The organism is Pseudoalteromonas luteoviolacea, from assembly GCF_001750165.1.
In the GTDB taxonomy this organism is placed as follows: domain Bacteria; phylum Pseudomonadota; class Gammaproteobacteria; order Enterobacterales; family Alteromonadaceae; genus Pseudoalteromonas; species Pseudoalteromonas luteoviolacea_G.
This window is the reverse complement of sequence record NZ_CP015412.1, coordinates 788,394-802,074: the sequence shown is the minus strand read 5'-3', so window position 1 is coordinate 802,074 and position 13,681 is coordinate 788,394. Positions and strand designations below refer to the sequence as shown.

General features: G+C 42.3%; 3 protein-coding genes (1 of these 3 running past the window's edge). All 3 read right to left on the bottom strand.

All coding sequences use genetic code 11. From position 1 onward, the window contains the following. Tightly spaced (each overlapping or abutting the next), the 3 genes in view from S4054249_RS23765 to S4054249_RS23755 form a layout consistent with a single transcriptional unit that may run on beyond the window. Positions 1–513 carry the beginning of a non-ribosomal peptide synthetase gene (locus tag S4054249_RS23765; protein WP_069949108.1) on the bottom strand. Its footprint begins 6,285 nt before the window's first position, so only the first 513 of its 6,798 coding nucleotides appear in the window; it begins with the start codon at positions 511–513; the stop codon falls past the left edge of the window. Then, complete coding sequence (locus S4054249_RS23760) at positions 510–10,406, bottom strand: non-ribosomal peptide synthetase (protein WP_069949107.1); 9,897 nt, start codon at positions 10,404–10,406, stop codon at positions 510–512. Before S4054249_RS23760 ends, S4054249_RS23765 begins: the two co-directional genes overlap by 4 nt. Beyond that, the gene (locus S4054249_RS23755) at positions 10,403–13,669 is read right to left on the bottom strand and encodes a type I polyketide synthase (protein ID WP_052961131.1); all 3,267 of its coding nucleotides are present in this window, start codon (positions 13,667–13,669) and stop codon (positions 10,403–10,405) included. The genes S4054249_RS23760 and S4054249_RS23755 overlap by 4 nt, the downstream gene beginning before the upstream one ends. Positions 13,670–13,681: the final 12 nt, after the last annotated feature.

The window sequence follows — 13,681 nt, the reverse complement described above, 5'->3', positions numbered from 1 at the left end:
AGTTTCAACGAACGTATTAACCGCTTCTGATTTTGTCTCACACGTGAGATCTGTTAGATTTTTTTCATGGATCTTAAAGGCCACCTCTGACATTGGAAGAATGCGCTGTTTTGGCTCACCTTTCACGTCTTCATAAACTGTTCTCAATACCTCATGGCGTTCAATAATGTGAGCAAACACATCATTTAGAAGTGTAAGGTCTAAATGACCTTCCACTTTAAATACTGTAGGCATGTTGTATTCGGGTGAACCACCTTGAAGCTGATCAACAAACCATAGCCGCTGTTGAGAAAATGATGCATCAAAAGAATTACCAACTCTTGCAAATGGCTTTATTGAATCTTTAACGTAAATTGATTCTAAAAATAATTTAAACTCATTTTTGTGCTCTACTAATTTGCTTTTTAATTTGGGGTCCAAATCTTTAGGTACTTTTAAGTTTAATTTACCATTAACGTTTGAAACTTTAACTCCATTAGACTGCAATTCACTTAGTAATCTATTCATTTTCATAATAGAAAATCCTCATAACTATCATCACCTTCCTGTTCAACATCCACATTAAATGAAGTCAGTGCATCTATTTCACACGCAAGGCTCTTAATTTTATTATTCTTAAATATGTCTTGAAGCGGCAAACTGACACAAAAGCGTTCACTTATTTTCGATGCCAAACGAACACTAGACAGAGAATTTCCACCAATTTCAAAAAAGTTTGCCGATGTACTAACTTTGTCCGCTTCAATATCCAGTAACTCTGACCAGATCTCAACCAAGGCCTTTTCAGTGTCTGTCTCCGGTGCTTCATAAGCACCTTGCAGCACACTTCCATCTGGCTGAGGTAAGGCCTTCTTATCTATTTTACCATTAGGTGTTAGTGGCCACTCAGTAACCACAATCAATATACTCGGGATCATATGTTCCGGTAACTGATGCATTAAATTGTTTTTCAACTCTGATGAAAACTGCTCATCAGTGACTTCGCTTTGCTCGATACTCCTTTTCACATACCCAACTAGCTGCTGATGACCTGCAAATTCTTTGGCAATGGCCAAAGCAGAATCTACATGCTCAAGTGCTGAGAGCTGTGATTCCACTTCACCCAATTCAACCCTGTAGCCTCGTATTTTAACCTGGTCATCGGCTCGGCCAATAAACTCCAATTTACCATTAGGTAAATAGCGTACTAAATCTCCTGTACGATATAATCGTGATGAACTATTCGGTCTTTGCTCATCAAAATATGGATTGTCAACAAACCTTTCTGCTGTCAGCTCAGGTAAATTCAAATACCCTCTAGCTAAACCGTCACCACCAATATATAACTCACCTACCGAGCCATAAGGTAACAAAGTAGACCCATTATCAGTATTTAAAATATAAGCTTGGCAATACGGCAGCGGCTGTCCTATATGGACTTGAGTATCAGATATATCTCCATATGTTGCGTTAACTGTACACTCCGTCGGTCCATATACATTTTTAGCTTCAATCCCCTCACTTTCTAAAGCGCCCACTGTTTGCCACAATTCTTGTGATATTGCTTCTCCACCGATAAGTAGATGAGGCGGCTTGAAATCACCCCACTCTTCTAACCAGAACTGCAGTAAGCTCGGAGTGCAATCAAGCAATTCAATATTGTAGGATTCAATGTACTCTTTTAACTTAATTGGCTGTGTTTTAATTTCATCTGGTACGATTACGACTTGGCGTCCAGACAATAAAAACACCACCCCTTGTAATGAGGCATCAAACACATAATTTGCACACCAACCAACACAGTGCGCATTTTTGAACCAGCCGGACATTTCTGACAATAGTGCAAAAATGCTACCATGCTCAATCATAACACCCTTGGGCTTTCCTGTCGACCCTGATGTATAGATGATATACGCCAAATGAGTAGTACGTAGACCAAGCGATTTCTTATTTAAATTATCAGCACAATAGTTACTGAAAATATTGGTATCATCCAGATCGATAACATGACCGGAATATTGGTTCAGCACTTTGCTTGCGCAAGAATGGCTGATGATAGTACTTAAATCGGCATCCTCTATCATATAAGCCAAGCGCTCTTTAGGATAATTCGGGTCCAATGGCACATAAGCCCCACCGGCTTTGAGAATACCCAATATTCCAATAGTCATCTCTAACGACCGCTCAACACATAGCCCCACTAAGGTATCTGGTTTAACACCTTGTGTCTCGACCAAGTAATGAGCAAGTTGATTCGCCCTTGCGTTCAGTTCTCCATATGTCAGCTGCGACCCCTCAAACACCACTGCCACGGCATCAGGGTTATCCATTGCCTGCTGTTCAAATAACTCATGGATACACTTATCTTGTTGATAATCCACAGCAGTGTCATTGAGCTCTGTCACTAAATACTGCGTCTCTTGTTGTGACAACATTGGTAAACTATGGGGCGCAACGTGCTTGTTAGTCACCTCGCTTAACTCTGTTAGCAGTCTGCATAAATGATCATTAAATCGCTTAATGGTCGCTTCATCAAACAAGCTTACATCATAAGTCCATGAGATCCCGACTCCCTCGTCATTGATGCTCATATTGATATCTAAATCAAACTTCGCTTGTACAGACTCTGACGTATATGGTGCAAGTGTGACGTCTGGTAAAGCAACTGCTTTTTGACCTAACCCATAATCCGTATTCGTCGTCAGCATAATCTGGAATAATGGTGTGTGCGCTGTGCTTCTTGGAATATTAAGCTGCTCTACCAGCTGTTCAAATGGCACATCTTGGTTGGATTGTGCGCCTAAATGCACTTCCCTAATATGTGCAAAGTATTCTGATAAAGTCGCATGTTGTGTATTGGCTCTGAGCACCAAAGAGTTAACAAAGAAGCCTATTAGCGGGGCCAACTCATCTTGCATTCGGTTCGCAACAGGCGTCCCAATGACCACATCTGTGTTATTACTGTGTCTAGACAACATCAAAGACAATGCACCGTGCATAAGCATAAAGGGCGTTAATTGATATTGCGTTGCCAATGCCTGTAATTTTTGACTGATACTGGCCGGTAAACCACCACGTACAATCGCACCAACATGCTCTTTTACCTCTGGTCTAGGGTAGCTCAGTGGTAAACTATGCACAGGCGATACCTCGTCTAACTGCGCAGTCCAATAATCCAATTGACGCGCTAAAACGTCCCCAGACAAATACGTATGCTGCCAATGTGCATAATCTGCATATTGGATCTCAAGTTCAGGTAACGGGTTAGGCTGACCTTGACTCAACGCTTCATACAAAGCGAAGAACTCTTTAGTCAACACTTCCATAGACCACCCGTCTGATGCGATGTGATGCATATTAAAAATCAACACGCCCTTATCAGCACTTTTGTGTATATAGCTGACACGCAGCATCACGTCCTGGGCTAAATCAAATGCTGTCAGAATATCCTGCTCGACCGCTGAATTAACCGCATCAGATTGTGCTTCACCACTGAGGTGACATAAATCAATTTCCTTAATCGCAAACTCAACCTCAGATGAAGGAATGAAACGTTGCTTGGCCTGTCCTTGTTCCTCAACATATACCGCTCTGAGTACTTCGTGGCGGGCAATAATATGCTTAAATATCTCAGTCAATAAAGAAAGGTTTAACTGCCCCTGAACCTCAAAAACGGTCGGCATATTGTACTCAGGTGTGCCACCTTGTAGTTGATCGATAAACCATAAACGTTGTTGAGCAAAAGACACGGTATAGCCGTCTTGTTCTCTGGGTATGACAACCACAGGGGGTTTAACAACCTCACCTCGATGACAATCAATGGCTTTAGATAAATCCGCCAACGTCGCTGCGTCAAAAACAGTTTGGACAGGTAACTCAACCGCCAACTGCTTGCGAATACTCGACACCAAGCGAATACTTAATAAAGAATGTCCACCTAACTCAAAAAAGTTCGCATTAGTACTGATACTTACAGCCTCTATGCTCAATAACTCAGAGCAAATTTCGACTACGGCTTTTTCAGTTGCAGTACTGGGGGCAACATACTCACCTTGAAGCGCACAAGCATCAGGTTGCGGCAGAGCTTTTCTGTCGACCTTTCCATTGGGTGTTAGTGGCCATTCAGAGACCATCATCAAGACACTTGGCACCATATAATCAGGGGCTTTCTCTGATAAACTAGTTTTGATACCTGATAGGAACTCAGCATGAATAGCCCCATCTAACGCATCACATGATTTTACATATCCAACTAGCTGTTGGCTTCCAGCTAGCTCCTTGGTGACCACCAGTGCAGATTCAACGCCGGTCTCAAGCATAAGATATTTTTCAACTTCACCTAACTCGACTCTATAGCCACGTATCTTGACTTGATCATCTACACGCCCAATAAACTCAACATCACCATTTGGTAAATAACGTACCAAGTCGCCTGTTTGGTACAGTCGCTTCGAGCTATTAGGCTTTTGCGCGTCGTAATAAGGGTTTTCAATAAACTTTTCAGCGGTTAATTCTGGACAATTCAAATAACCACGCGCCAGCCCTGTTCCACCTATATAAAGTTCACCAACCACACCAAAAGGTACTAGCGTATTGTTTTGCATCACAAACAATGACTTACCAGGTATTCCCTGACCTATACTCACAGTTTCGTCACAGTTAAGTACTGCAACTGTACTCCACACGGTTGCTTCTGTCGGACCATACTCATTAAATAAAGTGACTTGCTGATCAGGAAACTTTTCATAATGTTTTTCCACGACATTTTTTGAGCAGCTTTCACCTGCCACAATGGCACCTCGTAATGCTGGTAATAATGAGCTATCGACTTCATTCAATATCAAATCATACAAGCTCGGCACCATAAGAAAATGACTTATTGCATGAGTTTGTAGCTGTTCAACAATGTATGAAGTATTACTTTTATTTTGTGCACTCAATAGACACAATTTCGCACCACTACACAGTGTAGAGAAAATACCAGCAACAGAGCTATCAAAAGACATTGATGAAAGAAGTAAAAAGCTTGAAAAATCATCGTATATTTCGAATCGACATTCTGTTGAATATACCAATGATTCATGCTCAATCATCACCCCTTTAGGCTTTCCTGTCGAACCTGATGTATAAATCATGTATGCCAAATGAGCAGAGTGAAGGCCTAATACAGACTTCGCCAAATTATCTGTACTGTAATTCGCACAATCAACATCAAGATCAACAATATGCCCGCTGTAATCACTTAGAGCTTCCTTAGCAATAGAATGAGTAACGACAGTACTTAAATCGGCATCCTCTATCATATAAGCCAAGCGCTCTTTAGGATAACTCGGGTCCAATGGCACATAAGCCCCGCCGGCTTTGAGAATACCCAATATTCCAATAGTCATCTCTAACGACCGCTCAACACATAGCCCCACTAAGGTATCTGGTTTAACACCTTGTGTCTCGACCAAGTAATGAGCAAGTTGATTCGCCCTTGCGTTCAGTTCTCCATATGTCAGCTGCGACCCCTCAAACACCACTGCCACGGCATCAGGGTTATCCATTGCCTGCTGTTCAAATAACTCATGGATACACTTATCTTGTTGATAATCCAAAGCAGTGTCATTGAGCTCTGTCACTAAATACTGCGTCTCTTGTTGTGACAACATTGGTAAACTATGGGGCGCAACGTGCTTGTTAGTCACCTCGCTTAACTCTGTTAGCAGTCTGCATAAATGATCATTAAATCGCTTAATGGTCGCTTCATCAAACAAGCTTACATCATAAGTCCATGAGATCCCGACTCCCTCGTCATTGATGCTCATATTGATATCTAAATCAAACTTCGCTTGTACAGACTCTGACGTATATGGTGCAAGTGTGACGTCTGGTAAAGCAACTGCTTTTTGACCTAACCCATAATCCGTATTCGTCGTCAGCATAATCTGGAATAATGGTGTGTGCGCTGTGCTTCTTGGAATATTAAGCTGCTCTACCAGCTGTTCAAATGGCACATCTTGGTTGGATTGTGCGCCTAAATGCACTTCCCTAATATGTGCAAAGTATTCTGATAAAGTCGCATGTTGTGTATTGGCTCTGAGCACCAAAGAGTTAACAAAGAAGCCTATTAGCGGGGCCAACTCATCTTGCATTCGGTTCGCAACAGGCGTCCCAATGACCACATCTGTGTTATTACTGTGTCTAGACAACATCAAAGACAATGCACCGTGCATAAGCATAAAGGGCGTTAATTGATATTGCGTTGCCAATGCCTGTAATTTTTGACTGATACTGGCCGGTAAACCACCACGTACAATCGCACCAACATGCTCTTTTACCTCTGGTCTAGGGTAGCTCAGTGGTAAACTATGCACAGGCGATACCTCGTCTAACTGCGCAGTCCAATAATCCAATTGACGCGCTAAAACGTCCCCAGACAAATACGTATGCTGCCAATGTGCATAATCTGCATATTGGATCTCAAGTTCAGGTAACGGGTTAGGCTGACCTTGACTCAACGCTTCATACAAAGCGAAGAACTCTTTAGTCAACACTTCCATAGACCACCCGTCTGATGCGATGTGATGCATATTAAAAATCAACACGCCCTTATCAGCACTTTTGTGTATATAGCTGACACGCAGCATCACGTCCTGGGCTAAATCAAATGCTGTCAGAATATCCTGCTCGACCGCTGAATTAACCGCATCAGATTGTGCTTCACCACTGAGGTGACATAAATCAATTTCCTTAATCGCAAACTCAACCTCAGATGAAGGAATGAAACGTTGCTTGGCCTGTCCTTGTTCCTCAACATATACCGCTCTGAGTACTTCGTGGCGGGCAATAATATGCTTAAATATCTCAGTCAATAAAGAAAGGTTTAACTGCCCCTGAACCTCAAAAACGGTCGGCATATTGTACTCAGGTGTGCCACCTTGTAGTTGATCGATAAACCATAAACGTTGTTGAGCAAAAGACACGGTATAGCCGTCTTGTTCTCTGGGTATGACAACCACAGGGGGTTTAACAACCTCACCTCGATGACAATCAATGGCTTTAGATAAATCCGCCAACGTCGCTGCGTCAAAAACAGTTTGGACAGGTAACTCAACCGCCAACTGCTTGCGAATACTCGACACCAAGCGAATACTTAATAAAGAATGTCCACCTAACTCAAAAAAGTTCGCATTAGTACTGATACTTACAGCCTCTATGCTCAATAACTCAGAGCAAATTTCGACTACGGCTTTTTCAGTTGCAGTACTGGGGGCAACATACTCACCTTGAAGCGCACAAGCATCAGGTTGCGGCAGAGCTTTTCTGTCGACCTTTCCATTGGGTGTTAGTGGCCAATTAGAGACCATCATCAAGACACTTGGCACCATATAATCCGGTAGCTGGCGAGATAAGCACTGTTTAACATCATACAGCAGTTCAGCCTCTTCAGACTCACCTTGTACATTGCATGGTTTCACATATCCAACTAACTGCTGACTGCCTGCGAGCTCCGTTGCCACGACCAAAGCATTGTCAACCCCCTTTACAACTGAGATTTGTGACTCCACGTCCGCGAGTTCGATTCTAAACCCTCGAATTTTTACTTGATGATCAACGCGCCCATGATATTCAATTTCTCCGTTGTCTCGTACGCAGACTAAGTCTCCTGTTTTATACAACTTCTGTGATCCGTCAAACTCACTAAATGGGTTTTCAATAAATACACGGCTGGTCATATCAGCTCGATTTAAATATCCCCTCGCAAGTCCAATACCTCCAATATATAACTCACCAACACACCCGATTGGTTGGACTTGCCCATGCTCATTTAGCACGTAGTGACTATAATTGCCCAAGGGCCCGCCTAAGACAATTTGACCCGATTCAACTTGTTGTCTATCTACTTGATTCACTAAAGACCAAATGGTCGCTTCAGTTGGCCCATAACAGTTCCAAAGCTGATGGACACGAGGTAATAAAGCCTGTGCTAGATTAAGAGGTAACGCTTCACCTCCCGTCAAAGCCACTAATTCAGCACTTCCTGACCACCCATCTTCAACTAGCATTTGCCATGTTGCGGGCGTTGCCTGCATGCATGTGATTTGTTTCGACGTAAGTAATGACGATAACTTGCTCGGTTCTTTCGCTTCATCGCTCGTACTCAGAACTACTTGACCACCGTAAGCAAGTGGTCCCAATAACTCTAGACCGGCAATATCAAACGCAACGGTTGTCACTGCTAACAATTTATTCGGCCAGCTGAATGCACCAGACAACTTGTCAGCCATCCCGGCAATATGATTGACTAATGCCTGGTGTTCAATCATTACGCCTTTCGGCTTACCAGTAGAGCCCGATGTAAATATCATATAAGCAAGTGACGATCTATTATGACCAACTCTACGAGTAATATTCGTCGTCGGGTAACCACGCAATATATCTCTTAATTTATCACTCTCATAAAGTGTAACTCCATCAGTTGGTAGCCCAGAGACCAGATTTGAGTGTGTGACTAGATGCCCTAAGTTTGTGTCTTCGAAAATATGACCGATCCGCGCTGAAGGGTAATCAGGGTCTAATGGGATATACGTGGCCCCTGCCTTTAAGACAGCCAGTACACTAATGACCATATCAACCGAACGAGGTAAACATATGCCAACGCTTTGCTCAACTTGAACACCCTGTGAAATAAGATAGTGCGCCAATTGATTTGCACGGGTATTTAGCTCTCTATATGTTAATTGCTCATCGTCATATTCAAGTGCAATGGCATCGGCATGTTCTAAAACCTGTTGCTCAAATAACTCATGAATGAAGAGATCGGTTGGGTAATTATTATTTACTGTATCATTAAGCTCCTTGACTAAGTACCCTTCTTCTTCCTTAGATAGCATTGCCAGCGTGTGAGGAGAAGTCTCTCCTTTAGTAATGTCACTTAACTCAGTTAACAATCTACATAGATGATTATTCAATTTACTTATCACCACTTCATCGAACAGACTTATGTCATATGTCCAAATGATACCTATGCCATCTTGACTAACCTGTAAGTTGATATCTAAATCAAATTTTGCCTGCACCATCTCTGATTGGTAACCAGCTAGTGTGACGCCGGATAAAGCCATTACATCGTGACTAGAACCTGTGTTCATTCCAAAGTCTGTATTCGTCGTCAATAAGATCTGGAACAAAGGTGTATGCATTGTACTTCTGGGAATATTTAAGCGCTCAACTAGTTGCTCAAAAGGTACATCTTGATTTGATTGAGCCCCTAAGTGCACTTGTTTTATATGAGCAAAGTAATCTGAAAGAGTTGCATGTCGAGTATCTGTTCTCAAAACCAGTGTGTTAACAAAAAAACCTATCAGTGGTTTTAACTCTAATTGCGTTCGATTTGCGATCGGCGTGCCGATTACCACATCTGGATTATTACTGTGTTTAGCTAATAATAGGGAAAGCGCGCCGTGCAACAACATAAATGGGGTTAATTGAAATTGTTTTGCCAACGCTTGAAGTTTTTGACTCACGGTTGCCGATAACTGCCCACTTACGAGAGCACCCTCATGTGCTTTCATCTCAGGGCGAGTATGACTCAGAGGCAAGTCATGCAATGGCGGCACGTCATCCAGTTGTTTAACCCAATAATCTAATTGATTGTCTAAAACCTCACCTTTTAAATGCGTATGCTGCCACTGAGCGTAATCCGCATACTGAATTTCAAGCGCAGGTAATGGACTTGGTTTGCCTTGGCTAAATGCATCATAAAGCACAAAGAACTCTTTGGTTAATACTTCCATTGACCAACCATCTGAAGCAATATGGTGCATATTAAAAATTAACACTCCAGAGTCTAAGTCAGTATGCACATAGCTAACACGCAGCATCACATCTGTTGCCAAATTAAACGGCGTTAAGGTATCACGTTCAACAAAGGTAGCTACCGCATCAGATTTTGTCTCACGTGTGAGATGTTTTAAATCTATTTCATTAATTTGAAAGTCTATATCTGACATTGGACGAATACATTGTGTTGTCTCACCTTGTGATTCAACGTATACCGTTCTCAGGATCTCATGACGCTCAATAATATGCGAAAATACAGTAGAGACCAAAGAGAGATTAAGCGGCCCTTTAACTTCAAAGGCCATCGGCATGTTGTACTCTGATGCACCACCTTGCAATTGATCTATGAACCACAAACGTTGCTGAGAAAATGAAAGAGGGCTTTGTTCGTTTCTTTCAACTGCAGTCACTGCTTTTTTGCTATCAATATTATTTTTCGATAAATACTTAACAAGGTGCTCTTTATTGCTTTTGAGTTGCTGCTTTAACTCGTCACTTAACTTCCCCTTGCCTGCATGAACCTGTAATTTTCCATCATTGAGGGTAACTCGAATACCATTACTTTTAAGGTGCAACAACAATTGCTCAATAGCTATCATATTTCAAAAACCTCTTCTAATTCTTCTTCACAGTCCAAGTCATCGTCTTTTTCTTCTTTTAACCACTTTCTTAGTTCAATAACTTTGGCCAGTTTTTCGATTGTTTTTGCCTCAGCTAAGTCTTCAAAAGACAATGTAATTTGAAATTCGTTTACCACTTTTGCCATCAATGTTGTGGCCGTAAGTGAGTCTCCGCCTACATCAAAGAAATCATCATCAACACCGACAGGTTGATAGCCCAATACCAATTGCCAATGCGCAGCGAGTACACGCTCAATCTCCGATTGAGGAGCTGCGTATTCCGTAGCCGTTATACGATTAGTATTTTCGCTTGCTAACTCTTGCTCTACGACCATTGCTTGCTCTGCTCGAGGCTGCCATTGAGATTCAATCACCCCTTCTAGTTTTGCACCAGAGTGCGGTAACAATGATTCAAATTTTTCAATAAATGCTTGTTGAGATTTAGCAAGTGCATCTATGACCTCTTGAGAGTACTGTTCAGACTTTTCAAACTCCAAACTAATACCTACTTTGAGCGCACGAATATTCTCACTTTTCGAATTGACTAATTCACACACATCATCGAAACTTTGATGCTTGTTGCAACGCTCCGAAACACTTCCTTCAGACTCTTTAACCCAAAATGAACGAGTTTGAAACACTGAATTGGGTAAGCTAATTACCCTCCCGGCCTGATCCTGTGAAAAATCTGGCTTAGTAAAATTGATACCTCTGTGCCACAACCGAGACTTGGCCATGAGCACAGCCATAAGCTCTTCATCCCCTTGAGCATGTTTAGTAAGGCATGCAAAAGCATTTTGTACGTTATTTAATGCTTTTTTAGTAAATGAGGTGAGTGCACTTCCTGGACCCACTTCTAAAAAGAATGGGGCATTCAATTCATCGGAAATAACCTCAACCGAATTTGCAAACAAAACAGGCTGCCTAATCTGATCCAACCAATACGCACTTGAACACAGGTACTCATCATCAACTAATTCACCGGTTACAGTCGAGTAAAATGGCACCGTAGGGCTTTGCAATTCGACTTGATCTAACAGCGCTTTAAACGCAGGGAGCATATCTTCCATCATAGGACTATGAAATGCATGAGACGTATCAATCTCTTTGTAGTTCATCGATTGACTGATCAGTACGCGGATCTGCTCTGCCATCGATGCTTCATCTGCTGCTAATACAATATGCTGCGGGCTATTCACAGCAGCAATAACAACATTATCACACAACACTTGTTCAACTTGCTCGCGAGTCGCATTTACAGACACCATATTGCCAGTTGGCATTTCAGACATAAACTTACTGCGATAAAAAATGAGTTTAACCGCATCTTCTAGTGTCATGACTTCTGCAATACACGCGGCTGTAAATTCACCTAGGCTATGGCCAGTAACAGCATCAGGAAGAAGCCCCATACTTTCCCACATTTTAGCTAAGCTGTATTCAACGGCAAAAACTGCTAACTGTGTAATTTGAGTCTGGCCGAGCAACTGTGCATCTTCGCCAAATATATAATCAGACAGAGGCTTATCTAGGTACGCTCCTGATAAGTCAACACAGGTGTCCATTGCCTGCTTAAACACAATGTTATTTTGATATAAACCCTGTGCCATATTTAAATATTGGCTACCTTGACCCGGAAACATAAAGACAAGATCATGCATAGAGGTTGAGGCCGATTGCTGGCTTAACTCTATATTCTCTCCTGTAAGTTGAGCTATCAATTGCGCCTTATTTTGACATACAGCGGTAAACTTGTGCTCAAAAGGATGGCGACCAAATGTTAAGGTATGTTCCACATCCGCCAATGAAATATCATCTTGTATTGCAAGCTGATCAGCCAGCTGTGCTTTTAGTTCCTCCAGACCTTTTGGTGTTTTCGCCGATACAGGAATGCAATGATATGGTTTCTCACTCGGTGCTTTAACCGCCACTTTTGGTGCTTCTTCTATCACCACATGTACGTTAGTACCACCCACACCAAAAGCACTCACACCCGCTCGCCTTGGATGTTCTGTTGGCTCCCACATAGCGTGCTTATCGCAAACAAAAAATGGAGATTGCTCAATCATTAGTGCCGGGTTTGGCTCGTTATAATTTAAGCTCGGCGCGTATTCACCGTGGTGAACGCACAGTGCTGCTTTAATCAATGAAGCGATCCCAGAAGCAGCATCAAGGTGACCAATATTAGTTTTTACTGAACCAATTGCACAATATTGATTTCTTTGCGTGAACTGACGATACGCCTCTGTTAATGCGGTCATCTCAACAGGATCACCAATTGGTGTGCCGGTACCATGAGCTTCTATGAGCCCTATGGTATCTGCATCAATATCACTCACTGACAAAGCCTCTAAAATAACATCGCGCTGTGAGTCAACATTAGGTGCTGTATACGCCATTTTATCTGCACCATCATTGTTCGCGGCAGTACCTTTGATCACAGCATAAATTTTATCCCCATCTTCAATAGCATCAGATAGCCTTTTTAATAGCACCATACCGATACCATTACCTTGCACAGTTCCCTGCGCATCTTTATCAAAGGCTCGGCAATAGCCATCTGGGGACATGATCGAGCCTGGCGTATAAAAATATCCTTTAGAATTATTAGCATCTACTTGAGCGCCCCCAGCTAGTGCCATATCACACTCTTCACTAATCAAACTTTGACAAGCCAAGTGAACTGCCAACAGCGAAGATGAGCACGCTGTTTGCACCGTCATCGCTGGGCCTTTAAGATTAAGCTTGTAAGAGATCTGTGTCGCTAGGAAATCTTTTTCATTCAGGATCCTTGTTTGTAACTGGTTTTGATTTGCAAACTCAGGATCATTGTTAAGCAATGTTTGTAAGTAGTCACCTATACCCATACTACAGAAGTTACCGATACTACCTGTATAATTAAAGCTGTCGTATCCTGCATCCTCTAAGGTGTGCCAGCTCGCTTGTAAGAGCTGACGAATCTGAGGGTCTAACAAGGTTGCATCAGATGGAGACACTTGGAAAAATCCGGCATCAAACTGATCTGAATTTTCCAGTTGAATACTCGCGTTCACAAAATTGGGATTTTCGAGCACTTCTTTAGGCACTTGCGCGTCCAGCAACTCGGCTTCACTGGCAAAGTGAGTACTGTTGACCCCACCGCGTAAGTTTTGCCAATACTGCTGAATATTTTTCGCCTTAGGAAAGCTGCCTGCCATACCAATAATTGCGACATCAAATTCCGAACATTCATTGCTATACATGATTCACTTCCC

What these genes read in the sequence shown, in the direction of transcription:
- S4054249_RS23760 (WP_069949107.1), bottom strand. Translation starts at nt 10,406, where the DNA reads ATGATAGCTATTGAGCAATTGTTGTTGCACCTTAAAAGTAATGGTATT.
- S4054249_RS23755 (WP_052961131.1), bottom strand. Translation starts at nt 13,669, where the DNA reads ATGTATAGCAATGAATGTTCGGAATTTGATGTCGCAATTATTGGTATG.